The organism is Stenotrophomonas sp. HMSC10F06 (assembly GCF_001807865.1).
Classification (GTDB): Bacteria; Pseudomonadota; Gammaproteobacteria; order Xanthomonadales; family Xanthomonadaceae; genus Stenotrophomonas; species Stenotrophomonas bentonitica_A.
This window is the reverse complement of sequence record NZ_KV791310.1, coordinates 62,862-87,083: the sequence shown is the minus strand read 5'-3', so window position 1 is coordinate 87,083 and position 24,222 is coordinate 62,862. Positions and strand designations below refer to the sequence as shown.

At 66.8% G+C, this 24,222-nt stretch carries 25 protein-coding genes and 1 pseudogene; 6 read left to right on the top strand and 20 right to left on the bottom strand.

The genetic code is table 11. The annotated features are described in order from the left end of the window. The 5 genes from HMPREF3113_RS18200 to HMPREF3113_RS18180 all read right to left on the bottom strand — a co-directional run. Nucleotides 1–2,268, bottom strand: a 2,268-nt coding sequence (locus HMPREF3113_RS18200; RefSeq protein ID WP_070474663.1) for a Tex family protein, incomplete at its 3' end; no start/stop codon positions are given. Between the two features lie 206 nt (nucleotides 2,269–2,474). Next, complete coding sequence (locus tag HMPREF3113_RS18195; protein WP_019184137.1) at nucleotides 2,475–2,690, bottom strand: hypothetical protein; 216 nt, start codon at nucleotides 2,688–2,690, stop codon at nucleotides 2,475–2,477. 132 nt (nucleotides 2,691–2,822) lie between these two features. Then, nucleotides 2,823–3,257 (bottom strand): hypothetical protein, encoded by a 435-nt coding sequence (locus HMPREF3113_RS18190; protein ID WP_051010514.1) that lies wholly within the window; start codon nucleotides 3,255–3,257, stop codon nucleotides 2,823–2,825. A 32-nt stretch (nucleotides 3,258–3,289) separates the two neighbouring features. Continuing rightward, nucleotides 3,290–3,493, bottom strand: a complete 204-nt coding sequence (locus HMPREF3113_RS18185; protein WP_019184139.1) for a PspC domain-containing protein — start codon at nucleotides 3,491–3,493, stop codon at nucleotides 3,290–3,292. A 47-nt stretch (nucleotides 3,494–3,540) separates the two neighbouring features. Further along, on the bottom strand, nucleotides 3,541–3,936 hold the full coding sequence (locus HMPREF3113_RS18180; RefSeq protein ID WP_070474661.1) for a YfeK family protein: 396 nt from the start codon (nucleotides 3,934–3,936) through the stop codon (nucleotides 3,541–3,543). Nucleotides 3,937–3,997: 61 nt separating this feature from the next. Between HMPREF3113_RS18180 and HMPREF3113_RS18175 the strand changes: the two genes are divergently transcribed. Beyond that, on the top strand, nucleotides 3,998–4,492 hold the full coding sequence (locus HMPREF3113_RS18175; RefSeq protein WP_070474657.1) for a DUF4822 domain-containing protein: 495 nt from the start codon (nucleotides 3,998–4,000) through the stop codon (nucleotides 4,490–4,492). 3 nt (nucleotides 4,493–4,495) lie between these two features. On the opposite strand, the gene phaC is transcribed toward HMPREF3113_RS18175, so the two are convergent. From phaC to HMPREF3113_RS18160, 3 genes are read right to left on the bottom strand one after another with little or no spacing between them, the layout of a single operon-like run. Next, nucleotides 4,496–5,563 carry a class III poly(R)-hydroxyalkanoic acid synthase subunit PhaC gene (gene phaC / locus HMPREF3113_RS18170; protein ID WP_019184142.1) on the bottom strand — a complete coding sequence of 356 codons (1,068 nt, stop codon included), beginning with the start codon at nucleotides 5,561–5,563 and terminating at the stop codon, nucleotides 4,496–4,498. After that, a complete protein-coding gene (phaE, locus tag HMPREF3113_RS18165; protein WP_070474654.1) occupies nucleotides 5,560–6,750 on the bottom strand; it encodes a class III poly(R)-hydroxyalkanoic acid synthase subunit PhaE in 1,191 nt (396 codons plus the stop codon). The genes phaC and phaE overlap by 4 nt, the downstream gene beginning before the upstream one ends. Before the next feature lie 52 nt (nucleotides 6,751–6,802). Beyond that, nucleotides 6,803–7,417 carry a CDP-alcohol phosphatidyltransferase family protein gene (locus HMPREF3113_RS18160; RefSeq protein ID WP_070474651.1) on the bottom strand — a complete coding sequence of 205 codons (615 nt, stop codon included), beginning with the start codon at nucleotides 7,415–7,417 and terminating at the stop codon, nucleotides 6,803–6,805. A 377-nt stretch (nucleotides 7,418–7,794) separates the two neighbouring features. Here HMPREF3113_RS18160 and HMPREF3113_RS18155 point away from each other — a divergent pair. Continuing rightward, nucleotides 7,795–8,444: pseudogene (locus HMPREF3113_RS18155) on the top strand (methyltransferase domain-containing protein). A 68-nt stretch (nucleotides 8,445–8,512) separates the two neighbouring features. Here HMPREF3113_RS18155 and HMPREF3113_RS18150 read toward each other — a convergent pair. From HMPREF3113_RS18150 to HMPREF3113_RS18140, 3 genes are all read right to left on the bottom strand, one after another. Further along, the gene (locus HMPREF3113_RS18150; RefSeq protein ID WP_070474646.1) at nucleotides 8,513–9,001 is read right to left on the bottom strand and encodes an NUDIX hydrolase; all 489 of its coding nucleotides are present in this window, start codon (nucleotides 8,999–9,001) and stop codon (nucleotides 8,513–8,515) included. A gap of 56 nt (nucleotides 9,002–9,057) precedes the next feature. Continuing rightward, nucleotides 9,058–9,567, bottom strand: a complete 510-nt coding sequence (locus tag HMPREF3113_RS18145) for a DUF1249 domain-containing protein (protein ID WP_070474643.1) — start codon at nucleotides 9,565–9,567, stop codon at nucleotides 9,058–9,060. A 145-nt stretch (nucleotides 9,568–9,712) separates the two neighbouring features. Next, on the bottom strand, nucleotides 9,713–10,534 hold the full coding sequence (locus HMPREF3113_RS18140; RefSeq protein WP_019184148.1) for a posphoenolpyruvate synthetase regulatory kinase/phosphorylase PpsR: 822 nt from the start codon (nucleotides 10,532–10,534) through the stop codon (nucleotides 9,713–9,715). Nucleotides 10,535–10,677: 143 nt separating this feature from the next. Between HMPREF3113_RS18140 and ppsA the strand changes: the two genes are divergently transcribed. Continuing rightward, entirely contained in the window at nucleotides 10,678–13,056 is a 2,379-nt protein-coding gene (gene ppsA, locus HMPREF3113_RS18135) for a phosphoenolpyruvate synthase (protein ID WP_046273401.1), read from the top strand. A 172-nt stretch (nucleotides 13,057–13,228) separates the two neighbouring features. On the opposite strand, the gene HMPREF3113_RS18130 is transcribed toward ppsA, so the two are convergent. The 5 genes from HMPREF3113_RS18130 to mntR all read right to left on the bottom strand — a co-directional run bounded on the left by HMPREF3113_RS18130 (nucleotide 13,229) and on the right by mntR (nucleotide 17,079). Continuing rightward, nucleotides 13,229–14,341, bottom strand: a complete 1,113-nt coding sequence (locus HMPREF3113_RS18130; RefSeq protein WP_070474641.1) for an alkene reductase — start codon at nucleotides 14,339–14,341, stop codon at nucleotides 13,229–13,231. A 117-nt stretch (nucleotides 14,342–14,458) separates the two neighbouring features. Further along, nucleotides 14,459–15,328: an EcsC family protein gene (locus tag HMPREF3113_RS18125; protein WP_046273417.1), complete on the bottom strand. Its 870-nt coding sequence runs from the start codon at nucleotides 15,326–15,328 to the stop codon at nucleotides 14,459–14,461. A gap of 106 nt (nucleotides 15,329–15,434) precedes the next feature. Beyond that, nucleotides 15,435–16,004 (bottom strand): oligoribonuclease, encoded by a 570-nt coding sequence (orn, locus tag HMPREF3113_RS18120; protein ID WP_019184153.1) that lies wholly within the window; start codon nucleotides 16,002–16,004, stop codon nucleotides 15,435–15,437. Between the two features lie 99 nt (nucleotides 16,005–16,103). Further along, entirely contained in the window at nucleotides 16,104–16,628 is a 525-nt protein-coding gene (gene tadA, locus HMPREF3113_RS18115; RefSeq protein ID WP_070474638.1) for a tRNA adenosine(34) deaminase TadA, read from the bottom strand. Continuing rightward, entirely contained in the window at nucleotides 16,621–17,079 is a 459-nt protein-coding gene (mntR, locus tag HMPREF3113_RS18110) for a manganese-binding transcriptional regulator MntR (protein ID WP_019184155.1), read from the bottom strand. The genes tadA and mntR overlap by 8 nt, the downstream gene beginning before the upstream one ends. 240 nt (nucleotides 17,080–17,319) lie before the next feature. Here mntR and HMPREF3113_RS18105 point away from each other — a divergent pair, with 240 nt between their 5' ends. The 3 genes from HMPREF3113_RS18105 (at nucleotide 17,320) to HMPREF3113_RS18095 (ending at nucleotide 18,480) form a co-directional block, all read left to right on the top strand. After that, entirely contained in the window at nucleotides 17,320–17,934 is a 615-nt protein-coding gene (locus HMPREF3113_RS18105; RefSeq protein ID WP_070474635.1) for a peroxiredoxin family protein, read from the top strand. A gap of 123 nt (nucleotides 17,935–18,057) precedes the next feature. Next, a complete protein-coding gene (locus HMPREF3113_RS18100; RefSeq protein ID WP_019184157.1) occupies nucleotides 18,058–18,237 on the top strand; it encodes a hypothetical protein in 180 nt (59 codons plus the stop codon). A gap of 60 nt (nucleotides 18,238–18,297) precedes the next feature. After that, entirely contained in the window at nucleotides 18,298–18,480 is a 183-nt protein-coding gene (locus HMPREF3113_RS18095) for a hypothetical protein (protein WP_019184158.1), read from the top strand. Between the two features lie 46 nt (nucleotides 18,481–18,526). On the opposite strand, the gene HMPREF3113_RS18090 is transcribed toward HMPREF3113_RS18095, so the two are convergent. The 4 genes from HMPREF3113_RS18090 to HMPREF3113_RS18075 are packed head-to-tail and all read right to left on the bottom strand — an operon-like array spanning nucleotide 18,527 to nucleotide 24,160. Then, the gene (locus tag HMPREF3113_RS18090) at nucleotides 18,527–19,645 is read right to left on the bottom strand and encodes a hybrid sensor histidine kinase/response regulator (RefSeq protein ID WP_070474632.1); all 1,119 of its coding nucleotides are present in this window, start codon (nucleotides 19,643–19,645) and stop codon (nucleotides 18,527–18,529) included. Beyond that, nucleotides 19,642–20,226 (bottom strand): chemotaxis protein CheB, encoded by a 585-nt coding sequence (locus HMPREF3113_RS18085; protein ID WP_019184160.1) that lies wholly within the window; start codon nucleotides 20,224–20,226, stop codon nucleotides 19,642–19,644. The genes HMPREF3113_RS18090 and HMPREF3113_RS18085 overlap by 4 nt, the downstream gene beginning before the upstream one ends. Then, nucleotides 20,226–21,074: a CheR family methyltransferase gene (locus HMPREF3113_RS18080; protein WP_172838023.1), complete on the bottom strand. Its 849-nt coding sequence runs from the start codon at nucleotides 21,072–21,074 to the stop codon at nucleotides 20,226–20,228. Before HMPREF3113_RS18080 ends, HMPREF3113_RS18085 begins: the two co-directional genes overlap by 1 nt. Further along, a complete protein-coding gene (locus HMPREF3113_RS18075) occupies nucleotides 21,047–24,160 on the bottom strand; it encodes a response regulator (protein WP_070474630.1) in 3,114 nt (1,037 codons plus the stop codon). Before HMPREF3113_RS18075 ends, HMPREF3113_RS18080 begins: the two co-directional genes overlap by 28 nt. Between the last annotated feature and the right edge of the window lie 62 nt (nucleotides 24,161–24,222).

The window sequence follows — 24,222 nt, the reverse complement described above, 5'->3', positions numbered from 1 at the left end:
CAGGCCATTGCCCGCCCCACCGTCACGGCGGCCGCCACCGGCCGGGCGCGCGTCGCGCTCGCCCGGGGCCTTGGCCGGGGCCGGGGTGTCATCCAGGCGGCGGGTCAGCGCGATGCGCTTGCGCGCCACGTCGACCTCCAGCACCTTCACCTTGACGATGTCACCGGCCTTGACCACGTCACGCGGGTCCTTGACGTAGGTGTCCGACAGCGCGGAGATGTGGATCAGCCCATCCTGGTGCACGCCGATGTCCACGAAGGCACCGAACGCAGCCACGTTGCTGACCACGCCTTCCAGGACCATGCCGACCTTGAGGTCCTTCAGTTCCTCGACACCGTCGGCGAAGCGGGCCGCCTTGAACTCCGGACGTGGATCGCGGCCGGGCTTCTCCAGCTCTTTCAGGATGTCGCGCACGGTCGGCACACCGAAGGTCTCGTCGGTGAACTGCTCGGCCTTGAGCCCGCGCAGGAAGCTGCCGTCGCCGATCAGGGCCTTGATCGGGCGTGCGGTGGCCGCCACGATGCGCTCCACCACCGGGTAGGCTTCCGGGTGCACCGAAGACGCATCCAGTGGCTGGTCGCCATCGGCGATGCGCAGGAAGCCGGCGCACTGCTCGAAGGTCTTCTCGCCCAGGCGCGGCACTTTCAGCAGGTCCTTGCGGCGCTTGAACGGACCGTTGTCGTCGCGATGCCGCACGATGTTCTCGGCCACGGTGGATGACAGCCCGGACACGCGCGACAGCAGCGCGGCCGAGGCGGTATTGACGTGCACGCCGACCGCGTTGACGCAGTCCTCCACGCGCGCATCCAGCGCGCGCGCCAGGCGGTACTGGTCCACGTCGTGCTGGTACTGGCCGACGCCGATCGCCTTGGGTTCGATCTTCACCAGCTCGGCCAGCGGATCCTGCAGGCGGCGGGCGATCGACACCGCACCGCGGATGGACACGTCCAGGTTCGGGAATTCCCTGGCCGCGAACTCCGAGGCCGAGTACACCGAGGCACCGGCCTCGCTGACCACGATCTTCTGCAGTTTGGTATCGCCCAGCGCCTTGATCACCTCACCGGCCAGCTTGTCGGTCTCACGGCTGGCCGTGCCGTTGCCGATCGCGATCAGTTCCACGTTGTGCTGCACGCACAGCTGCTTGATCGTGTGCAGCGACTGGTCCCACTGGCGGCGCGGCTCGTGCGGATAGATGGTGTCGGTGGCGACCAGCTTGCCGGTGGCATCGACCACGGCGATCTTGCAGCCAGTGCGGATGCCCGGGTCGAGGCCGAGCACGGCCTTCGGGCCGGCCGGGGCGGACAGCAGCAGGTCCTTGAGGTTGTCACCGAACACCGAGATCGCCTCGGCCTCGGCTTTTTCGCGGGCCTGGTTGAACAGGTCCAGCAGCAGGTGCATGTGCAGCTTGGCGCGCCAGGTCAGGCGGCAGGCGTCCAGCAGCCAACGGTCGCCCGGGCGGCCGGCATCGCGGATGCCCGCGTTGTGCGCGACGCGGCCCTCGGCGTACAGATTGCCGGCCTCGGCATCGCTGCCCGGGTCCAGCTCCAGGAACAGGATTTCCTCGCGGCGTGCGCGGAACAGCGCCAGCAGGCGGTGCGACGGGATCTTCGCCAGCGATTCGGAATGTTCGAAGTAGTCTCGGTACTTGGCGCCCTGCTCTTCCTTGCCCTCGGCGACACGCGCGCGGATCACGCCGTTCTCGCCCAGCCAGGTGCGCAGCTCGCCAACCAGCGCGGCATCCTCGCCCCAGCGCTCCATCAGGATCGCGCGGGCGCCTTCCAGCGCGGCCTTGACGTCGGCCACGCCCTTGTCGGTATCGACGAAGGTCGCGCCGAAGACCTGCGGATCCAGACCCGGATCCGCCAGCAGGCCGTCGGCCAGGGGCTCCAGGCCGGCCTCACGCGCGATCTGGGCACGGGTGCGGCGCTTGGGCTTGTACGGCAGGTAGAGATCTTCCAGGCGCGACTTGGTGTCCGCGCCGAGGATCTCGTTGCGCAGCTCATCGGTGAGCTTGCCCTGTTCGTTGATGCTGGACAGCACCGCGGCGCGGCGGTCTTCCAGTTCACGCAGGTAGGTCAGGCGCGTTTCGAGATTGCGCAGCTGCGTGTCATCCAGGCCGCCAGTGACTTCCTTTCGGTAGCGGGCGATGAACGGAACGCTGGCGCCTTCGTCCAACAGGGCGATGGCGGCCAGGGCCTGGGCGGTCTGGGCACCGATCTCATCGGCGATGGTCTGGGCGATCTGCTGCGCGAGCTTGATGTCAGGCATTGCTTCCGGCCGGAGCCGCTTTGCGGAAAGAACCCATTCTGGCGATGCCGGGCGGCCGGGGAAAGCCGTTGACAGTCCGGTGCGAACCTGTCGCCCCGTGGCGGTGACCACACGAGGGGTCCCGCGTTCACGCCGGCATCCTTGCGTGGGGCCGGGATGCCGGCGCGGGCGCCCTTGATCAACGGGCGCCTTGGCGGTGCTGCGGGTTACCGGTAATGCACGGCAGCGCGTTGATGGACGATCTCATCGCGCATCGACTCCAGCGCCATCACCCGCACCTTGCCTACGCCCTGCAGTTCCATGAACCGCTCGGTGTAGATCTCAGGGCCCTGCTCGGTATCGGCCTGGGATTTGCTGAAGCCATGCGGCACCAGGCCCTTGTCGCCATCCTTGCTACCACCGACATAAAGAACGATTGCCATGTGATGTGTTCCTCCAGAAAAACGGTTGCTCATACAACGCTGCAAGCTTACCCCGGTAAACCTGACTGGTTCGTCATGCAGGCTAATAACGTTTTTTTGCATGCAGATGACGTCGCGTTGCCGACGTTTTTCTTACACGGATTTAACGCGAAAATAACGCCACCGTGGCCACCACCCGCGGCCCTGCAGCGCGTACACATCGGCCGCGCGCTCGAACGGGTTGCGTGCACTGACCCCGCCGCACAGCAGGTACACCGGCAGATACAGCGGCCCGAGCACCAGGTACTGGTAGACGTGTGCGCGCTCGTGGTCGTGCAGGCCGATCACCGGCTCGGTGGCGTGACCGGCCTGGTGCGCGTAGGTCCGGCACGGCACGTCGAGCACCGGGCCGGTATGCAGGATCACGTTGCCCAGCGTGATCGCCCCGCCCGGCCCCCAGGGAAATTCACGGAACACGACCGCGCAGTCGCGCCCGTTCCAGGACGGACGCGCGCCAGCCAGCATCGCCGTGGTGCCCGCGGCGAGACCGATCAGGGTATTGGGCGAGGTCCACACCGCGCCCAGCATCTGCAGTACCCGCAGCAGCACCGGCGACAGGCTCAATCGGCCTCGTTGGGGATCAGCAGCCACAGGATCAGATAGACCAGGATGCCCGGAAACGCGGCCGAACCGATCGAGATCAGCACGAACAGCACCCGGACCAGGGTGACGTTCCAGCCGAAACGATGTGCAATGCCGCCCATGACGCCGGCAATCATGCGGTCGTTGAGCGAGCGGGACAGCGGGCGCGGCGGTGTGTTCATGCACGGGGTCTCGAGCCGGTAGATGCCGACTCTAGCGCGAACCATGTCTACGGGGTGCGTTGGCGCAGGGCCGCCAACCGCGCCGTGAACCAGACCGCCGCGGTCTGCTCCGGCTGGCCCGGGCAGGCGATCCGGTACGGCTTGCCGCTCATGCTGCTCTGGCTGGCGGCGCGCTCGATGAACTGCTCGGCGGTGTCCACCTTGTCCTTCCTGAGCAGGTAGTCGTACTTGCGCTGCAGATGGGCGCGCGCCTCGGCGGCGTCGTGCCAGCTGCCGTTGCGCTGGAAGCGGCAGCTGGAGCCATCCAGTGCGCCGATCAGACCGGCGATCTCGCGGCGGGCGGCCTCGCCCGGCGCCGCCTGGGCCGCGCCGCCCAGCAGCAGGGCGACCAGCCCGATCAGGATGCCGGGGACCACGGACGTGCGTTTTCGCGATTGTTGCATGGTGCCTCCTGAGTGCAGGCCACTAATGTAGCGTCCTCGCCTTCGTGCACGGGAACCTTTCATGCCATACCCGGTCCTGCCCAGCCTGCTGCTCCTGTTTGCACAGGCGTCCACCGTGCCGGCCTGCCCGGGCGCCTCCGAGCAGGCGAGGCAGTTGGCCGAGCGCACCTGGATCACCACTGCCGTGTATGAAGGCGATGATCGCAGCCGCAACCAGGTCGCACGCTATCCCGGCGTGGTCGGCATCTCGCTCTGGGACGCGTGCAGTAATCGCTTCGAGTACTTCGATCCGGCCACCGGCCGCTCGCGCGCCGAACACGGCGGTGCAGGATGGTTTTTCTTCACCGGCGACCGTCGCCATCAGCACACCGTGCCCGATGCCGGCACGCCGTTACGCCGTCGTGTGGAGGTTCTGACCGCGTCGGAATTCACCTATTCCCGACAGTTGCCGCACGGCATGCGTGAGGGCGCGCCCTGGGTCACGGTACATGTCGTGCACACCCCTTACGCAGGCCCGTGGCAGGTCCGGGCCACTGCATCAGCCGCCTCACCGTGAGGTTCAGCTGCGCTGCTGCAACCAGTCTGTAATCGTGCCGGGCACCTCGCGCTGGGCGCGGCCGGACACGTAGATGCCGATATGGCCACCACGGAAACTGCTTTCGGTGTAGTCGGCGCTGCCGATCCGGCCGCGCAGCGCGCGTGATGCGTCCGGTGGCACCAGATGGTCCTGTTCGGCGTAGATGTTCAGTACCGGCAACGTCACCTGCTGGAGGTCGACATGTTCCTCGCCGATGCGTACGCCATCGTGCATGAGCCCGTTGCCCTGGTAGAACTGCTTGATGAAATCACGGAACGCTTCGCCCGCCAGATCCGGCGAATCGAAGATCCACTTTTCCATGCGCAGGAAATCCTCCAACGCATCCTTGTCATCGAGGATGTCGAGCAGGCCGACGTACTTCTGCACGTTGAGCCGGAACGGCTTGAGCATCAGGTAACTGGCGTTCATCAGATCGGCCGGGATGTTGCCCAGCGTGTCCACCAGCAGATCCACGTCCACCTGCCGTGCCCAGTGCGAGAGCATGTTGTCCGGGGTGTGGAAATCGACCGGGGTGACCATCGTGATCAGGTTGGCCAGCTTGGCCTGGCGCAGCGCGGCGTAGCACAGCGCGAACACGCCGCCCTGGCAGATGCCGAGCATGTTGATCGGCTCACCGCCATTGTGGGCCTGCAGGTGGTCCACCGCGCCATCGACGAACCGCAGCAGGTAATCCTCCAGCGTCTGGTAGCGCTCGGAGCGGTCCGGATAGCCCCAATCCAGTACATACACATCATGGCCGAGCGCCAGCAGTTTCTGCACCAGCGAGCGGTCTGTCTGCAGGTCGACCATGTACGGCCGGTTGACCAGCGCATAGACGATCAGCAGCGGCGTCCGCCGTACCGGCGCCTGGCCGCCGACAAACCGGTACAGGGCGACCTTGCCATCGCGCCACACCTCCTCGCGGGTGGTGACGCCGTACTCGACATCCTCCACCGAGGGCAGCAGCGTCAGGCCATCCATCAGCTTGCGCTGCATGGCCAGGGTTTCCTGCAGCAGGTCTTCGGCGTTGAAGCCCAGGGGACCTTTCATGCGCTGCGTTTCCGGGGTTTGGCGGCGGCCTTCACCGGTTGGGTGGCTGTAGCGGCTTTCGTGGTTTTCGCGGCTTTAGCCGCTTCCGCCGTCTTGGGTGCCTTGCTCTGTTCTGGTGCCGCCTTCTTCGGGGCTGCCTGCTTCGCGGCTGCCTGCGTCGGAGCGGACTTCTTCGGAGCGGACTTCTCCGGAGCTGCCTTATTCGGAGCTGCCTTATTCGGAGCTGCTTTCTCCGGAGCTGCCTTCGTCGGAGCTGCCTTCTTCGAGGCGGCCGGCCGGGTGGCGGGCCTGCCATCGCCTGCGCCGCCGGCCATGCGCCGCACCAGCCGCTCCAACTCGGCGATGCGGCGGTGTGCCGCATCCATTTCCGTGCGCGTCGGCAGCCCGAAGCTCTCGGTCAGCCGTTCGATCTCCTGCTGGGTGGCCGCGCGCAGCCGCATCTGGGCATTGCCCAGCGAGGCGTACACCGCCTGGAACGGCTCGGACAGCGCGACCTTCGCATACGCCTCCTCGGCCGCATCGATCCACAGATCGAACATCGCCCGCGCGCTGGTCAGCTGGTTGCCCGGCTGTTCGTGCTCGGCCAGGCGCTGCTCGAACAGGGTGAATGCATCCTCCAGCGCCTGCTTGATCTGATCCACGTAATCGCGCGAGTGCGCCTGGTAGTCCTGCTGGGCCCGCAACAGCGCCTGCCAGCGGGCCTGGTGCTCACGGCCGGGACCAAATGCCGGGCTTTGCAGCCACGGACCGAGCTGGCGCTGCAGGGTTTCCAACAGCTGCAGCAGATCCGGCTCCTCGGCCTGGGTATGTCCGCGGGCGCCCTGCAGCATCCACTGCAGCAGCCCGTCGCCCTGCCCCAGCACCGCCGTGCGCCACGCCTGCGCGACGTCGGCGCTGGTGGTATCGCGGTCAGCAAACTGCGCGGCCACCTGCTGCATGGTGCCGTACCAGCCACCGGCCTGTTCACGGAAGCGGTGCACGGCCTCGTCGGCCGGGCTGCTGGCTGCGTTGGGCATCATCTGTGCCCACCAGTCGATCGCCTGCTGCCAGTTGCCTTGCGCCTCGGGGCCGGCGGTGTGGCCAGGCGGTGCCGCAGCGTGCCGCAGGGCATCGCCCCAGGCACTGAAATACTGCCGCGCCAGGGCTTCCACATCGCCTGCGCCGCTGCCGCTGCCCGCCGTGGTCATGACCGTCCTCCCGTCTCGGGAAACGATGATAGCAATGCCGCGCTGCCGTGCCTCACGGCTTCGGGATGCGCAGGGTCTTGCTGATCATCAGCGAGCCGGACAGCGCGAACAGCAGCACCAGCGGGTGCAGCTGCCACGGGCCCAACTGCCACTGGCCCAGCCACAGGTCCGCGCCGGTGGCCCCGACGCTCGCCGCCACGGCCAGCACCACCACCAGCGCCAGGCTGGTCGGGATCGGGGTGCCTTCGAAGTACGGCACCTTGTCGCCCTCGCCAGCCAGTGCTTCGGCGGTCACGTTGTAGCGGGCCAGGCGGCTGACGCCGCAGCAGACGAAGTAGCTCAGCACCAGCCAGTCCCAGCCGCCCTGCATGCCGCAGGCGTAGGCCAGTGCGGCCGGGGCGACACCGAAGGAAATGATGTCCGACAGCGAATCCAGCTCACGGCCCAGCGTGGAGCTGGACTTGCGCCAGCGCGCGATGCGCCCGTCCAGCGCATCAAAAATGAAGGCCAAGGGGATCAGGGCCATGCCGAACAGCAGATAGCTGCGTTCGCCATCCTGCAGATAGCGCATGGCGGCAAAGACCGCCCCGGTGCCACAGAACGCATTGGCCAGGGTGAACCAGTCGGCCAGGTGGAACTCGCGCAACATCGAGAAGTGACGTTTCATGAAGGATCAGGTGGCGGCAATCGCAAGAGAGTACCGCGAGCGGCCCGCGCCGGGACAGCGTTCCCTACGCCACCGTACTCCAGCCTTGCCGCGCCGTTCACGCCAGCACGACCTGCGGTGAATTTTTGGCCACCCATCTTGACAGCGAGTACCGGCGGGGGCCGACGCGGCTTATCCACAAACTTGCCCACGAGTCATCAACACCCCCTGTGGACAACTCAATCTCAGTAGACGCGACGATGGTGATTTCTTGATCACCGATCCTCATTGCTGCGGGGCGATCCCTTTTCACACGCGCGCCCATCGGTGCCACCAGTGGGCTAAGCTGGTGGATGGACTCCGCCGCCGCCAGGTCCTGCCGCCCACCGACAGGAGTCTTGCGCGTGCTTTCCCCCGACCATCTGGCCGCCCAGTTGCGCCACCCGCACGGTGAGCACGCGCTCGTCGTGGCCGAATCGATGAACCGCAGCAACGGCGACCTCAACCGGGCCGCCATCGCCCTGCTGTCAGTCACCCCCGGCGAACAGGTCCTGGAGATCGGCCCGGGCAATGCAGCCTTCGCACCCGATCTGTTGCGTACACCGCACAGCCGCTATGTGGGCGTCGATGTTTCAGCGGCGATGGTCGAGGCGGGCACCGCGGTGCTGGCCATGCATGGACTTCAGGATCGTGCCGAGGTCCACCTAGGCGATGCCCACGCCCTGCCCCTGGATACGGCCTGCATCGATGCGGCGCTGGCAGTGAACACGCTGTACTTCTGGGACGAACTGAAATTTCCGTTCGCCGAGCTGGCGCGCGTGCTGCGCCCCGGCGGCCGGCTCTGCCTGGCGTTCGGCGATGCCGCTTTCATGCGCACGCTGCCGTTCACTGCGCATGGGTTCCACCTGCACGAGCTGGCCGAGGTCGAGCAGGCCTGCGCAGCGCTGGATTGACCGTACAGGGCTGGCGCGCCCATCACGAAACCGGGCGCAGCAACGACGGGCGCGAGGTCAGCAAGCATTTCCACCTGCTGCTCGCCCGCAGGTAGTGCCGACTGCTGGCGGGCATTACGGGCGCATGCACCACCGTTCATGGGTTGCCGCCCAGCGGCCGGCACTACAGCCGGGTGTAGCTCCAGGATTCCATGGCGCCATCGCGGTACGGCATCACGCCATGGAAGGCGCGCGGCTCATCGTCGAAGACCAGCGGCAGGAAGCTGCGGTCGCCTTCCCACAGCGGCAGGCCGTCGATCTTGTCCACGTCCACCCACTCCAGTGTGCCCTCCGGGTTGGAGGTCAGCGGCGTGCCGGTGAAGTCATCGATGACGAACACGAAGCCGAACCAGTCCTCACCGTTCCTGCCGAAACCCGGCCAGCTGATCGTGCCGCGCAGGCGCATGGTCCCGCACTCGATGCCGGCCTCCTCGCGGATTTCGCGGCGCATGCAGGCCGCGGCGTCTTCATCGCGCTCCATCTTGCCGCCCAGCCCGTTGTACTTGCCCAGGTGCAGGTCACCGGGGCGGGCGTTGCGGTGGATCATCAGCACTTGCTTGCCGTCGGCGGACAGCACGTAGCCCAAGGTGGCCACGATGGGGGTATAGGGCATTTCGCACACGCTCGGGAACACAGACCCCGATTATGCGTGATCCGCCAGGCGGCGGCTCAGGGCACCAGGCTGGTGCGGCGCGCGTCGGCCGGTGCAGCCACCTCGCCATCGCGGCGCAGCGTGGCCACGCCGTGGCCGCGTTCGGCCAGGTATTCCAGCCATTTGCCGAGGAAGGTGTTCATCCGCATGCGGTGGCTGATCAGCTCGGCCGGCGGCGGGTACATCCCCACCACGTCCTGCCAGCGGCGGCCGACGTAGCAATGCGTGGTCTCGGCCTGGCGGGCGTCACGATACAGGCGCACATAGGCCGAAGGATCCGGCTGCCCGGTGACCGGGTCGGCGAAGTCGTAGGTCAGGCGCAGCTCCACCGTATAGCGGTGGCACTCGATGACGTCCAGGCGCACATCCAGCCCATCGCCGATCGAGGAGACGTAGCTGCCGGGGACGAGCTCGGCCGGTGCGAACAGGCGCACCAGGTGCTGGTAGTTCTCGGCGTACAGGCCCATCAGCCAGCTCAGGCGGCTGAGCCGGGGAATGCGTTCGATACGGGGCGATGCCTGGGCCATGGGTCGATCCTACACGTTGATCTCCCAACGTGGGGGCGGTACCACGCCGGCCAAAGGGGCGGCCCGCAACCGGTTCACGGACGCAGGGCAGCCCCGGCCCGGGACGAAGGAAGCGCCCCCTTGCTGTTCAAGGGGGCGCGCCGAATCAATACATCTCGCGCTGCAGCCCCAGGGTGCCCAGTACCTTGCTCGAGATCTCCTCGATCGAGGTATGGGTGGTGCTCAGGGTCGGGATCCGCTCCATCCGGAACATGGTCTCGGCGGCGGCGACCTCGCGGCGGCAGGTCTCCAGGTTGGCGTAGCGCGAGTTCGGGCGACGCTCCTGGCGGATCTGCTGCAGGCGGTCCGGGTCGATGGTCAGCCCAAACAGCTTTTTCCGGTACGGGCGCAGGCGTGGTGGCAGGCGATCCTGCTCCAGGTCCTCGTCGGTCAGCGGGTAATTGGCGGCGCGAACCCCGTAATGCAGGGCCAGGTAGATGCAGGTCGGGGTCTTGCCGGCCCGGGAGACGGCCACCAGGATCACGTCGGCATCGTCGTAGTTGATGGCGATGCCGTCGTCATGGGTCAGCGCGAAATTCATCGCGTTGATGCGGCGGTGGTAGGTCTCGAAGTCCACCATGCCGTGCGCCTGGCCGACCCGGGAATGCCGGTTGACGGCCAGTTCCCGCTCCAGCGGCTCGATGAAGGGCGCGAACACATCCAGCATCAATCCGCCGCTTTCGGCCAGGATGATGCTCAGCCCGCTGTCCACGCAGGAACTGACCACGATGGGCCGGACCTGGTACCGCTCGCCCGCTGCACGGATCCTTTCACAGGCTTCGCGCGCTTTTTCCGGATCATCGATGAACGACATCCGGTCGGTGATGAAGCTGAACCCGGAGAACTGGGTCAGGAGGCTATGCCCAATGGTTTCAGCGGTGATACCGGTTCCATCGGACACGTAGAACACCGGTCGGATCGTCGACATACGGCTTTTACCCCCTCCGAAGCTTAAAAAGGCTGTCGATACAAGCTTGTGCCGACAGCGGTCTGCCCGGCATCATATCGGCTTCTTCCTACGGACGTGGCCATCCAGCCCGCCTCGGGCGATGGCCAAACGGAGCATCGCGCTTGAACGAGAACATCCTGTGGTTGCACGAACTGCGCCTGGCCGACCTGGCCCGCGTAGGCGGCAAGAATTCGTCGCTTGGCGAAATGATCGGCAACCTGGCCGGTCTGGGGGTGTCTGTCCCCGGCGGTTATGCAACCACCTCTGAAGCCTTCAAGGACTTCATCGCCCATAACGATCTGTCCAAGCGCATCTTCGACAAGCTGGCCACGCTGGACGTGGAAGATGTCGGTGCCCTGACCCTGGCCGGCAAGGAAATCCGCGGTTGGGTGATCGATGCCCCGCTCCACCCGGAACTGGACCAGGACATCCGCAGCGCCTACGCCAAGCTGTGCAGTGAAAACGGCGGCGGCGATGTCGCCGTCGCGGTGCGCTCCTCGGCCACCGCCGAAGATCTGCCCGATGCCTCCTTCGCCGGCCAGCAGGAGACCTTCCTCAACGTGACCGGCGCCGACGATGTCGTGCACAAGGTCAAGGAAGTGTTCGCCTCGCTGTACAACGACCGCGCGATCGCCTACCGCGTCCACCACGGCTTCAAGCACGAGGATGTGTTCCTGTCCGCCGGGGTGCAGCTGATGGTGCGCTCGGGCGTGGGTTCCTCCGGCGTGCTGTTCACCCTGGACACCGAGTCCGGCTTCCGCGACGTGGTGTTCGTCACCTCTTCGTTCGGCCTCGGCGAAATGGTCGTGCAGGGCGCGGTCAACCCCGACGAGTTCTACGTCTACAAGCCCACGCTGAGCGCCGGCAAGCCGGCGATCCTGCGCCGCTCGCTCGGCAGCAAGGCGATCCGCATGGTGTATTCGGATGTCCCCGGTGAGCGCGTGCGCATCGAAGACACCCCGGCCGAACTGCGCAGCACGTTCTCCATCAGCGACGAGGACGTGCAGGAACTGTCCAAGCAGGCGCTGGTCATCGAAAAGCATTACGGCCGCCCGATGGATATCGAGTGGGCCAAGGACGGTGTCAGCGGCAAGCTGTTCATCGTGCAGGCGCGCCCGGAGACGGTGAAGTCGCGTGGCCATGCTACCCAGATCGAACGCTTCGCGCTGAACCAGAAGGACGGCAAGGTGCTGGCCGAAGGCCGCGCCGTGGGTGCCAAGATCGGTGCCGGTACCGCCCGCGTGGTGCGCACCCTGGACGACATGGCCCGCGTCCAGCCGGGCGACGTGCTGATCGCCGACATGACCGATCCCGATTGGGAGCCGGTGATGAAGCGCGCCTCGGCCATCGTGACCAACCGTGGTGGCCGCACCTGCCACGCGGCGATCATCGCCCGTGAGCTGGGCGTGCCGGCCGTGGTCGGCTCGGGCAACGCCACCCAGGTGATCCAGGACGGCCAGGAAGTGACCGTCAGCTGCGCCGAGGGCGACACCGGCTTCATCTATGAGGGCAAGCTCGAGTTCGAGCGCACCACCACGGACCTGGGCAACATGCCGCCGGCGCCGCTGAAGATCATGATGAACGTGGCCAACCCGGAACGCGCCTTCGACTTCGGCCAGCTGCCGAACGCCGGCATCGGCCTGGCGCGTCTGGAAATGATCATCGCCAGCCACATCGGCATCCACCCCAACGCCCTGCTGGAGTACGACCGCCAGGACGCGGCGACCAAGAAGAAGATCGACGAGAAGATCGCCGGTTACGCGGATCCGGTCAGCTTCTACGTCGGCCGCCTGGCCGAAGGCATCGCCACCCTGACCGCTTCGGTGGCCCCGAACCCGGTGATCGTGCGCCTGTCGGACTTCAAGTCCAACGAGTACGCCAACCTGATCGGCGGCAGCAACTACGAGCCGCACGAAGAGAACCCGATGATCGGCTTCCGCGGCGCCAGCCGTTATGTCGACCCGAGCTTCTCGGCCGCCTTCGCACTGGAGTGCAAGGCCGTGCTGCGCGTGCGCAACGAGATGGGCCTGGACAACCTGTGGGTCATGATCCCGTTCGTGCGCACCCTGGAAGAAGGCCGCAAGGTCGTCGAGGTGCTGGAACAGAACGGCCTCAAGCAGGGCGAGAACGGCCTGAAGATCATCATGATGTGCGAAGTGCCGTCCAACGCACTGCTCGCCGATGAGTTCCTGGAGATCTTCGACGGCTTCTCGATCGGTTCCAACGACCTGACCCAGCTCACCCTGGGCCTGGATCGCGACTCCTCGATCGTGGCGCACCTGTTCGACGAGCGGAACCCGGCGGTGAAGAAGCTGCTGTCGATGGCGATCAAGTCGGCACGTGCCAAGGGCAAGTACGTCGGCATCTGCGGCCAGGGCCCGTCCGATCATCCGGACCTGGCCGAATGGCTGATGCAGGAAGGCATCGAGTCGGTGTCGCTGAACCCGGACACCGTGGTCGACACCTGGCTGCGCCTGGCCAAGCTCAAGGCCAAGGGCTGATCCTCCCCGCCTTGAGATGACGAACAAAACCCCGCGCAAGCGGGGTTTTGTTTTGTGCAACATCGGTAGAGCCGACCGTTGGTCGGCTGCCGCGCATCGCGCGGCAGATCACGTATGCGCGGCGTCGGATGGGAGGGCAGCCGACCAACGGTCGGCTCTACGCGTTGCGCGTTCAGGCCTCGGCGGTTTCCGCCACCGGGTAATCGGTGAACCCTTCCGCGCCGCCGCCGAAGAACGTGGCCTTGTCCGGGGGATTCAGCGGCAGGCCCTGCTGCAGACGCTCCGGCAGGTCCGGATTGGCGATGAACGGCCGGCCGAAGGCGATCAGGTCGGCCCACCCCTTGGCCAGCGCCTCCTCGGCGCGTGCCACGGTGTACTTGCCGGCGTAGATCAGCGTGCCGCGATAGATCATGCGCAGTGCCTCCTTGAAGGCTACCGGCATGACCGGGGCGTCTTCCCAGTCGGCTTCGGCGATGTGCAGGTAGCCCACGCCGATCTCGTCCAGCAGATGCGCCGCGGCCAGGTAGGTCGCCTGCGGGGTGTCGTCCACCGCGCCCTGCAGCGTGGTCAGCGGCGCCAGGCGCACACCGACGCGCTCGGCCCCGATCTCCGCGGCCACCGCCGCGGTCACCTCGCGCAGGAAGCGCAGGCGGTTCTGCAGCGAGCCGCCATAGCCGTCGGTACGCTGGTTGGCCTGGGAGTCGATGAACTGGTTGATCAGATAGCCGTTGGCACCGTGCAGTTCGATGCCATCGAAGCCGGCGGCGATCGCATTGCGCGCGGCCGTCGCGTAATCGCGCACGATGCCGGCGATCTCTTCGCTGGTCAGGGCCCGCGGCATCGAGTGCTGGACCATCTCGCCGACGCCGCTCTGCGGGCCCCGGCCCTCCGGATCGACGAACACCTTGACCCCTTCGGCCAACAGCGCCGACGAGGACACCGGCGCGGCGCCGCCCGGTTGCAGGGCCACGTGCGAGACGCGGCCAACGTGCCAGAGCTGGGCGACGATGCGGCCGCCGGCGGCATGTACCGCCTCCGTCACGCCGCGCCAGCCGGCAACCTGGGCCTCATCGTGGATGCCCGGGGTCCAGGCATAGCCCTGCCCCTGCTGGCTGATCTGGGTACCCTCGCTGACGATCAGGCCGGCCGAGGCACGCTGGGCGTAGTAAGTGGCCATCAGCGGCGTGGCGACATTGCCCTCACCGGCCCGCGAACGGGTCATCGGCGGCATCACGATACGGTTGGGCAGCGTCAGCGCGCCTCGGGTATAGGGAGAGAACAGCATGGCAATCCTTGATCGGGGGAGCCGCCGAAGCGGTGATGCCGACAAGGATGGGGACAGGGCTGCCGGCCCAACAGGCCCGCGGCGGCAAAACAGTTGTGCCGCCGATGCAACGATCGCTCAGTTGCGCTCGGCGGCCAGCAGGGAATAGGCGGCCCGCACGGTCTCGTAGCCGTAGCTGCGCTCCAGCCGGCGCACGATGAAATGCCCGCGCGCCACGTCCTGGTAGTAGTCGGTGAACATGGTATTGAGCGTGGCGCCGGCCACCGCCCCGACGATCGGGACCGCCTGCGCGGCAAACTTCTCGGTGACCACCACGCCGAAGCGCGCCGCCACTTTCTCCACGATCTTGGCCAGCCATTTGCCGGCTTCTTTCGGGGTCAGGCCGATCATCACCGGGCTGCCGCCGACCGCACGCCCGGCCAGCTCGGCCGACAAGTGGCGCATCACCTCGGCAGTGAAGCCACGCGTGATGTAGTAGCCCGTCTCGCTGGCATCATCCTTGCCGGAGTTGCCGCCCAGCGCGAACACCTCCAGGCAGGCATGCCGCGTGCTCATCTCGCGCAGGTCGAAGCCCTCGCTGCGGGCGACATCGGCCACCGAGCGCATCATGATCGTGGTGGACACGGGCAGTTCGATGAACAGCGTGGTGAAGCCGAACGCACCGCCTACCGCGCCCGACGTTGCCGCCGCCAGCTTGTGCCAACGTGTGGAGGCCGCCTTGCCGGGCGTGTTGTCCATGCTCCACAACGCGGCCTGGGCGGATTTGAACAGGGCCGCCTCGACCGCGCCGTGGATGCGGCGCGATACCGAATCAGGCAACCGCTTGACCGCGAACTCCAGTGGCGAGCCGATCAGGTTGGCCATCTTGGCCGTCAGCGTGGGCGATTCCAGCAGCTCCACCGCACGTTGCAGGTCACGCCAATCCTGCGAGGTCGGCAGGATCGAGGACGGCAGCGGCGGCGGTTGCGGCGAGGTGATGGCATTCATGGCCGCGATCATAGCGCCGCCGATGTTCATCGCTCGTCGCCTCGCCTGCCGTCAGCTGAACGATCCGGCACAGGCCGGCGTGCCGTGCCGCACCCCGCCCGCTGGATCAGGCCGGCAGGCCCGAAAGCGCTCCCATGAACTGGCGGTAATGGCGCAGTTCTTCGATGGAATCGTGGACGTCGCTCAGCGCGGTATGGCTGGCGGTCTTGCCGACGCCCGCCGCGACGCTCGGGGCCCAGCGCTTGGCCAGTTCCTTGATCGTGGACACGTCCAGATTGCGGTAGTGGAAGTACTTCTCCAGGCGCGGCATTTCACGGTGCAGGAAGCGACGGTCCTGGCAGATCGAGTTGCCGCACATCGGCGAGGCACCGGCCTTGATCCACTGCTGCAGGAACGCGATGGTCTGCGCTTCGGCCTGGCCCAGGGTCACCGTGCTGTCGACCACGCGCTGCCACAGGCCCGAGCGGCGGTGCTGGTTGCGGTTCCATTCGTCCATCGCCTCCAGCCGCTCCACCGGATGATGGATGGCGAACTCCGGACCTTCGGCCAGCACCTTCAACTGCGCATCGGTCACCACCGTGGCGATCTCGATGATCGCATCGTTATCGGTGTCCAGACCGGTCATTTCCAGATCGATCCAGATCAGTCGCTCGCCTTCTGCGCCGTTGTCGGCCATGTGTTCGCCTTGTGCTGGGCCGCCGCTTGCGCCGCGACCGGGATGGAGGAGGCGCCCATGATACCGCCAACGCGTCACGGCCCTGTCGCTGCAGCGGCGTTATTCCAGCAGCAACGGCGGCTTGCCGCGCTTGGCGCGGAAGTAGTTGGTCAACCGGGTGCTGGCATCCTTGGCCAGCACGCCCCCGTGGATTTCCACGCGATGGTTGTGGCGCGGGTCGCCGATCAGGTCGAACACGCTGCCGCAGGCGCCAGTCTTGGGATCGGTGGCCGCGTACACCAGCCGCGCCACGCGTGCGTGCACGATCGCCATCGCACACATCGCGCATGGCTCCAGCGTGACGTAGAGCGTACTGCCGATCAGCCGGTGGTTGGTGATCGCCCTGCCCGCTTGCCGCATCGCGACGATCTCCGCATGTGCGCTGGGGTCGTGGTCGGCGATGTTGAGGTTCCAGCCTTCTCCGAGCACGCTGCCATCGGCACCGACCAGCACCGCGCCGACCGGGATCTCGTTGAACTCACGCTCGGCCCGCTCGGCCAGCCCCAGCGCGTGGCGCATCCAGTATTCGTCGTGGTCGTGCACCGGCACGCCCAGCGGCGGCGGCGGCGCGAGGCGCTCAACCATGGCCGTTGGCCTTGCGTACGAACGCGTCGAACGCGGCCAAGGTGGCCTCGCTCACGTGATGTTCGATCCCTTCGGCATCGCGGCGCGCCGAATCGGCATCCACGCCCAGCGCCAGCAGGAACTGCTCCACGGTCTGGTGGCGGGCGCGCATCTCCACCGCCAGCTGCTCGCCTGCCGGGGTCAGGAACACGCCGCGGTACGGGCGCTGGATCGCCCAGCCCTCCTTGACCAGGCGTTTGAGCGCCTTGGCCACCGTCGGCTGCGCAACCCCCAGCCGCGTCGCGATATCCACCTGCCGGGCCTCACGGCCATCGGCGATCAGGTCCGCGATCAGCTCCACGTAATCCTCGACCAACTCGGACCGGCGCGCTTCACGCACCTGCACGAAGCCCTCGACATGCACCTGGGCGTCGATCAGGGGCGAGACGGCTTTACGGGTCGAGGACGGCATGGTGGCTCCAGCAATGGCCGCTGGCGAAGGGCTTCGGCGCCCGGACAGTTTACCTCACGGGGGTTTGCGACTGATCCGGGCGGCCCGGCGGGCGCCGCGCGCGCCGATCTTTCGATAGGCAACGACCAGAATGAAACCCATGTCTCATTCACAGGATCTTGTATTTGACAAATGATTTTTGTTACCGGATACATACACCACCTACTCAGCCATGGACCCGGCCGAAGGCCAAGGAGCAGCATGGACGCATCCGCATTCCGGAAGTACGGCAGTCTCGCTCTCATCGTTGCCCTGGCCGTGCTGATGACCGCGCTGGCGGTGCAGAACCGGCAGCTCCGCCAAGAGCAGGCGCTGCTGGTGAGCAAGGTCGAACAGATCTCCAAGGCCGCCCACGGCCTTCCCGAGGGCGCCCAGCCCGAGGCCCTCACCACCACGGCACTCGACGGCCAGGCCGTTACCCTCGCCGGCCCGGCCAGCGGTCGCCAGGTCCTGTACTTCTTCTCCCCTGCCTGCAGGTTCTGCCTGGCCTCGGTGCCGCAGATCCAGGCGCTGGACGCGGCCGGTCGCAACAACGGCAACCGCGCCTTCGAGATGGTCGGCATCAGCCTGCCGCCCCACGAAACCGCTGCCGACTACGCGCGCCAGCATGGTTTCGCGTTTCCGGTGGTGAACGATACCGATGACCGGCTCCGGCAGCGCTACACCGCGACCATGGTGCCGATGGTGGTCGTCATCCAGGACGGCAAGGTGATCTACCGCCATGTCGGCCAGCTCAAGGAGCGCTCGGTGGATGCGATCACCGGCGCATTCGTGATCAACGCCGCCCGTAACCAGGCGCCCGCGCCGGCAGGCTGAAGCCATCCCACGTCGCTGCCAAGGCGACGTAACCAGGTCCCTCCGCGCCCGCTCGCCGGGGGCGGATCGACAGTTCCGTCCGTGTTCCCGTTGCATCCGCGTCACCACAACAGGAGAAGCACCATGAAGTCCAGGAAGTTCCTTTCGGTCTTTGGCGGTATCGCTGTTGTCTGCGCCCTGGCGTTCGCATCGAGCCAGGCAGTGGCGACCTCCAGCCAGCCCAAGCAGCTGGATGGCTGTCCCTACAAGCCCGGCTGCACCTATGGCGGGCACAGCGAGATCCGGTGCTGCCAGCCGGTGTAACGCGTGACTGCGTGGCAACACGCGCCCCGTCAGCCTCATCCACAGAAGGAAAGACAGACCATGAAGTCGAAAACGCGGTTGTTGTCAGCCCTGAGCGGCGTCACCCTGATCTGCGCGTTGGCCTTCGCATCCAGCCAGGCGCTGGCTACCTCCAGCCAGCCCAAGCCGCTGGCCGGCTGTGAAGACCAGCCGGGCTGCACCTACGGTGGGCACGGGCTGTATCTGTGCTGCGAGCCGCTGTAAGCACGTCCACCATCCCGGCTCTGCGCCGGGATGGTTCTTTCCGGCCTCAGCGCGGCCGGCGCTGCAGCGCGGTCTCGAAGATCACCGCGCCCTCGATGTTGTGGGCCACCAGTGTGCCGCCATGCGCACGGGCGAACTCGCTGGCGATGAACAGCCCCAGCCCCAGCCCGCGACTGTCGTGGAAACTGGCCTTGAACGGCTCGAACAACCGCGGCAGCAATGCCTCCGGAATCTGACCGGCATTGCGCACCTGCAGCCGCAGTGGCGCGCTGCGCTCGCCTTCCACCCGCACCACCACCGGCGCATCACCGCCATGCAGCACGGCGTTGCCGATCAGGTTGGACAGCAACTGCGCGAGACGATCGGGATCGCCCTGCAGCTGGGCATCGCCCTGTACCTGCAGCTCGATGGTCGCCCGCGGATGCGCGCGGCTGATCTCGGCCACCACCGCCGAGGCCAGTTCAGCCAGGTCGCACTCGGTGGTATGCAGGCGCAGGCCGCCGGTACGGATCCTGGAGAAATCCAGCAGCTGCTCGACCATCCGCACCATGCGCTGTGCGCTGTTTTCCAGATGGACCAGGGTCCGCTGGACCTGGCTGTCATCGGGCAGATCCAGCGACAGCTTGTCGGCACACAGCAGGATCGCCGCCAACGGCGTACGCAGGTCGTGCGTCAATACCGCCATCATCGTTTCATTGAGCTTGAGCGCGTGCTCCAGCGCCTCGTTGCGCGCCTTGAGCAGCTGCTTCTGCTGGTAAAGCTCGATGAACACATTGACCTTGCTCATGATCACCTGCGGCTCGATCGGCTTGTGCAGGAAATCCACGGCGCCGGATTCGTAGCCCTTGAAGGCCCGCACCGGATCATTCGGCGAAGCGGTGAGGAAGATGATCGGCACGTCGCGGCTGCGTTGCGAGCCGCGCATCAGCTCGGCCAGCGAGAAGCCGTCGATCTCGGGCATGTGCACATCCAGCAGGGCCAGCGCGACTTCATGCTCCAGCAGCAGCTCGAGTGCTTCAGCACCGGACAGCGCACACAGGATCTCCAGACCCGGGCGACGCAACAGCGCTTCCATCGCGACCAGGTTCTGCGGGATGTCATCGACAATCAGCAGCTTCACGCAATCGGTGGTGGCAGTCGACCCGGCGGGCTCGATCAGGTTCATCGGGTAAGGCCTTTCATACGCGTGCAGATGGAGGTGAGCGGGAGCACCGCGTCGGCGCCGGCGTGTGCCAGGGCCGATGCGGGCATCATCGAGGAATAGGCCTCCTCAGGGCATTGGATCCAGGCTTCGCCACCGGCCTGGCGGACCGCGGCGACACCGTCGCTGCCGTCACTGCTGGCGCCGGTCAGCAGGATCGCCAACACGCCGCCGCCGAACACATCGGCGGCGCTTTCAAACAGGGGATCGATCGCCGGGCGCGAGAACAGCACCGGTGGATCGACCGACAGTGCCAGCGTGTCACGGTCCTCCACCAGCAGGTGGTAATCCGGCGGCGCGAACGTCACCGTACCGGCCTGCAGCGGTTGTTTGTCCTCGGCCTCGCGCACCGGCAGCGGGCAACCGGCATCGAGCAGGTCGGCAATGCGGCTGGGGCGGTCGCGCGGCAGGTGCAGCACCACCAGCACCGGCAGCGCCAGCGTGGCCGGCAGCGCCGACAGCAGTGCCTGCAGCGCACTGACGCCACCGGCCGAAGCGCCGATGACCACCAGGTCGAACCGGCTGCGCTGGGAGGCCGTGCTCATCAGGCCAGCTTCCGGTACAGGCGCTGGTCGCGCGCGCAGGCTTCGAACAGATCCGCGTGCGCGCCGAACTGCAGCGACTCCTTGCTGCCCAGGCCCAGGAAGCCGCGATGGACCAGGGCCTCATGGAACAGGCCGATGGCGCGGTCCTGCAGTGGCCGCTGGAAATAGATCAGCACGTTGCGGCAGGACACCAGGTGGACTTCGGAGAACACCGTATCGGTGGCCAGGCTGTGGTCGGCGAACACGATGTTGCGCTTGAGGCGGCGATCGAACACCACGCTGCCGTAGCCGCTGCTGTAGTAATCCGAGAGCGAGCCGGTGCCGCCGGCCGCCAGGTAATTGCGGCTGAACTGCGCCAGCCGGTCCAGCGCGAAGGCCCCGGATTCGGCCGCCTGCAACGCTTCGGGATTGATGTCGGTAGCGTAGATGATCGCCCGGTCCAGCAGGCCTTCCTCGTGCAGCAGGATCGCCAGCGACCACACTTCTTCGCCGGTGCTGCACCCGGCGATCCACAGTTTGATCGAGGGATAGGTGCGCAGCACCGGCACGGCATGCTCGCGCAGCACCCGGAAGTACGGCGGGTCACGGAACATCTCCGAGACCTGCACGGTGAAGTACTGCATCGCCTGGGCGAAGGTGTCCGGCTCGTGCAGCAGGCGGTGCTGCAGCGCGCCCATGGTCGGGCAGTCGAACCGGGCCATTGCATGGCGCATGCGCCGCCGCAGCGATGCCAGCGCATAGTCACGGAAGTCGTAGTGGTAGCGCTGGTACACCGCCTCCAGCAACACCTTCAGCTCCAGATCGAACAGCTCCGCTTCATTCATCGGCGCGAGCACCACACGCGGCACAGCGACACCAGCTTGTCCACGTCGATCGGCTTGGCGATGTAATCGTTGGCACCGGCCTGCAGGCAATGCTCGCGGTCATCGGGCATCGCCTTGGCGGTCAACGCGATGATCGGCAGGTCGCGCCAGCGGTTGTCGGCGCGGATCTCGCGCATGGCGGTCAGCCCGTCCATCTCCGGCATCATGATGTCCATCAGCACCAGGTCGATTTCCGGGCGCAGCTTCTCCAGCGCCTCGCGGCCGTTGCGGGCGATATCCAGGGTGACGCCGAGCGGCTCCAGCACGCTGGACAGCGCGAAGATGTTGCGCACGTCGTCTTCGGCCAGCAGCACGGTACGGCCATCGAGCACCGCATCGCGGCGACGCGCTTCGCGCAGCAGGCGCTGCTGGTCGGTCGGCAGCGAGGCCTCCACGCTGTGCAGGAACAGGGTCACCTCATCGAGCAGGCGCTCGGGCGAGCGCGCGCCCTTGATGATGATGCTCTTGGAATAGCGGCGCAGGCGCTGTTCTTCATCGCGGGTCAGTGCGCGGCCGGTGTAGACGATCACCGGCGGGAACGCGACCGCATCATTGCCGGCCATGCGCTCGAGCAGGTCGTACCCGGTGCCGTCCGGCAGCGCGAGGTCGGTGACCATGCAATCGAAGGTGGACCCGGCCAGTTCGGCCATCGCCTCGGTGATGGTGCCCACCGCGGTGATTTCCAGCTGGTCGCGGCCAAGCAGCAGCTGCAGGTTCGAACGCAGCTCGCTGTCGTCCTCCACGATCAGCAGGCGGCGCATGTCGCGCTGGCTGGTGGCTTCCAGCTGCTGGATCGCCCCGACCAGGCGCTCGCGCGTGGCCGGCTTGATCACATACCCGATCGCGCCCAGCTCCATCGCCACCTGCGAGCGCTCCAGCCCGGAGACCACGTGGACCGGGATATGGCGCGTGGCCGGATCGCGCTTGAGGCGCTCCAGCACGCTCAGGCCGGAGACGTCGGGCAGGCCGATATCCAGCAGGATGCCGTTCGGGCGCAGCTCGGCAGCCAGGCTCAACGCCTCTTCGGCGGTGCCGGCCACTACGCAGTCGAAGTCCAGTTCGTGCGCCATCGAGACCAGGGCGCTGGCAAATGCAGTGTCATCCTCGACCACCAGGATCATCCGGCCGGCGCGGCTGCGGCGGCCGCGGTCATCGACCACCTTGTCCTGTGCCGGCGCCGGCGCGGGGGTGGGTTCGCCATGCGCCCGCCCCAGCGGTGCGGAAGCCGGCCGGGACGGCGCTGCTACGGCAGCCGGGCGCACGTCATGCACCACGTGCTGGGCGTTGCCGGTGCCGCCACCGGCCAACAGCGGCAGTTCAAGCGTGAAGCAGCTGCCGCGGCCCGGCTCGCTGGAGACGGTGATGCTGCCGCCCATGCGTGCGGCCAGGTCGCGCGAGATCGACAGCCCCAGCCCGGTGCCACCGTAACGGCGGCGGGTGCTGCCGTCGGCCTGGCGGAACGCCTCGAAGATGACCGCGGTCTGCTCTTCGGGAATGCCGATGCCGGTATCGGAGACGGCGAACTGGATCCGCCCTGCCCCCGCACTGCGCACCTTCAGCGAGACGCTGCCGTGCTCGGTGAACTTGACTGCATTGGCCAGCAGGTTCTTCAGGATCTGCTGCAGGCGCTGGCTGTCGGCCAGCAGCTGGGTCGGCGCCTCCGGGGCAGCGCTGATCTCCAGGGCCAGGCCCTTCTGCAAGGCCATCGGCTCGAAGGTTTCCTTCAGGCGCTGCAGCACGCTGGACACGGCCAGGTTCTCTTCAACCAGCTCCACATGGCCGGCCTCGATCCGCGACAGGTCGAGGATGTCGTTGATCAACGCCAGCAGATCGTTGTTGGACGAGTGGATCGCCTGGGCGTACTTGACCTGCTCGGCGGTCAGCGTGCCGTCCTTGTTGTCGGCCAGCAGCTTGGCCAGGATCAGTGCGCTGTTGAGCGGCGTGCGCAGCTCGTGGGACATGTTGGCCAGGAACTCGGATTTGTAGCGTGAACTGGCTTCCAGCTCGTTGCTGTTCTGGACCAGTTGCGCCTGGGCCAGCAGCAGCGCCTGCTGGCGCGACTCCAGCTCGTGGGTGCGCTCTTCGAGCTGCACGTTGGTCTGCTCCAGCTCGGCCTGCTGCTGCTCCAGGTTGGCCTGGGAATGCAGCAGGCTGCGGCTCTGCTCTTCCAGCTCTTCGTTGGCCACCCGCAGCTCTTCCTGCTGGGTCTGCAGCTCCTCGCTCTGGCGCTGGGTCTCTTCCAGCAGCTCCACCAGCTGCGCATTGAGCAGCGACGCCCGCAGGGCGATGCCGATCGGCTCGGCGCACTGCAGCAGCAGCGCCATTTCCAGGCTGCGCGCAGGCGACACACCGGCACGGCCCAGCTCGATCACGCCGATCACCACGCCATCGGCCGTGATCGGCCCCAACAGGCGCTGGTGAACGGTGGTGCGGCCCAGTGGGGTATCGATATCCAGCGGGCTGTCACTGTCCTCCAGGCGACGCGTGCGGCCTTCGCGGATGATCTCGCCCCATTGCCCGGCATGTGCCGGCAGGGTCTCGGGCAGCTGCGACGGCAGCGCGGAGCCGCCGACCAGCACCAACCGCTCGCCCTGCAGGCGGTACATCGCGCCGACATCGGCATTGAGCTGCGCGCACAGGGCGCGCATGGCCTGGTCCGCCAGCTCGCGCGGGGTGGGATCGCCCTGCAGACTGGTGCCGACCACGTTCTCGCCGGCCTGCAGCCACAGCGCATCGGCCGCTTCACGGCGCGCACCGATGGCCTTCATCACGGTCAGCGCCATCATCAGGAACGCGACGCCACCGATGCTGCGATTGACGAAGGAAAACGCCGAATTGCTGCTCGCCGGCGCCACGTTGTAGCCCACCGCAAGCAGGATGCACGAGCCGATCGCCACCAGCAGCGGCACTTCCATGCGACGCTGGAACAGCGTGATTCCGACTGCCATGAAGTAGGTCAGCCAGACCGCATAGCCCAGCGGCACCACCATCTCCGTGCCCAGCGTGGCGGCCATCAAGGCGGCCGACGCAAGCCAGATCCAACGGTCACGGGAGGTAGGCGCAGAATTCATGCCGTGTTCCAGCTCAAAAGGGGCCTGATGGTACCCGAAGCGGTAAACGGGTGTTAAGCGCC

Bases quoted from the DNA above. Each gene is read 5' to 3' on its own strand.
- HMPREF3113_RS18195 (WP_019184137.1), bottom strand. From the start codon at position 2,690: ATGGCAATCGTTCTTTATGTCGGTGGTAGCAAGGATGGCGACAAGGGC.
- HMPREF3113_RS18190 (WP_051010514.1), bottom strand. From the start codon at position 3,257: ATGCTGGGCGCGGTGTGGACCTCGCCCAATACCCTGATCGGTCTCGCC.
- HMPREF3113_RS18185 (WP_019184139.1), bottom strand. From the start codon at position 3,493: ATGAACACACCGCCGCGCCCGCTGTCCCGCTCGCTCAACGACCGCATG.
- HMPREF3113_RS18180 (WP_070474661.1), bottom strand. From the start codon at position 3,936: ATGCAACAATCGCGAAAACGCACGTCCGTGGTCCCCGGCATCCTGATC.
- HMPREF3113_RS18175 (WP_070474657.1), top strand. From the start codon at position 3,998: ATGCCATACCCGGTCCTGCCCAGCCTGCTGCTCCTGTTTGCACAGGCG.
- phaC (WP_019184142.1), bottom strand. From the start codon at position 5,563: ATGAAAGGTCCCCTGGGCTTCAACGCCGAAGACCTGCTGCAGGAAACC.
- phaE (WP_070474654.1), bottom strand. From the start codon at position 6,750: ATGACCACGGCGGGCAGCGGCAGCGGCGCAGGCGATGTGGAAGCCCTG.
- HMPREF3113_RS18160 (WP_070474651.1), bottom strand. From the start codon at position 7,417: ATGAAACGTCACTTCTCGATGTTGCGCGAGTTCCACCTGGCCGACTGG.
- HMPREF3113_RS18150 (WP_070474646.1), bottom strand. From the start codon at position 9,001: ATGCCCTATACCCCCATCGTGGCCACCTTGGGCTACGTGCTGTCCGCC.
- HMPREF3113_RS18145 (WP_070474643.1), bottom strand. From the start codon at position 9,567: ATGGCCCAGGCATCGCCCCGTATCGAACGCATTCCCCGGCTCAGCCGC.
- HMPREF3113_RS18140 (WP_019184148.1), bottom strand. From the start codon at position 10,534: ATGTCGACGATCCGACCGGTGTTCTACGTGTCCGATGGAACCGGTATC.
- HMPREF3113_RS18130 (WP_070474641.1), bottom strand. From the start codon at position 14,341: ATGCTGTTCTCTCCCTATACCCGAGGCGCGCTGACGCTGCCCAACCGT.
- HMPREF3113_RS18125 (WP_046273417.1), bottom strand. From the start codon at position 15,328: ATGAATGCCATCACCTCGCCGCAACCGCCGCCGCTGCCGTCCTCGATC.
- orn (WP_019184153.1), bottom strand. From the start codon at position 16,004: ATGGCCGACAACGGCGCAGAAGGCGAGCGACTGATCTGGATCGATCTG.
- tadA (WP_070474638.1), bottom strand. From the start codon at position 16,628: ATGGTTGAGCGCCTCGCGCCGCCGCCGCCGCTGGGCGTGCCGGTGCAC.
- mntR (WP_019184155.1), bottom strand. From the start codon at position 17,079: ATGCCGTCCTCGACCCGTAAAGCCGTCTCGCCCCTGATCGACGCCCAG.
- HMPREF3113_RS18105 (WP_070474635.1), top strand. From the start codon at position 17,320: ATGGACGCATCCGCATTCCGGAAGTACGGCAGTCTCGCTCTCATCGTT.
- HMPREF3113_RS18100 (WP_019184157.1), top strand. From the start codon at position 18,058: ATGAAGTCCAGGAAGTTCCTTTCGGTCTTTGGCGGTATCGCTGTTGTC.
- HMPREF3113_RS18095 (WP_019184158.1), top strand. From the start codon at position 18,298: ATGAAGTCGAAAACGCGGTTGTTGTCAGCCCTGAGCGGCGTCACCCTG.
- HMPREF3113_RS18090 (WP_070474632.1), bottom strand. From the start codon at position 19,645: ATGAACCTGATCGAGCCCGCCGGGTCGACTGCCACCACCGATTGCGTG.
- HMPREF3113_RS18085 (WP_019184160.1), bottom strand. From the start codon at position 20,226: ATGAGCACGGCCTCCCAGCGCAGCCGGTTCGACCTGGTGGTCATCGGC.
- HMPREF3113_RS18075 (WP_070474630.1), bottom strand. From the start codon at position 24,160: ATGAATTCTGCGCCTACCTCCCGTGACCGTTGGATCTGGCTTGCGTCG.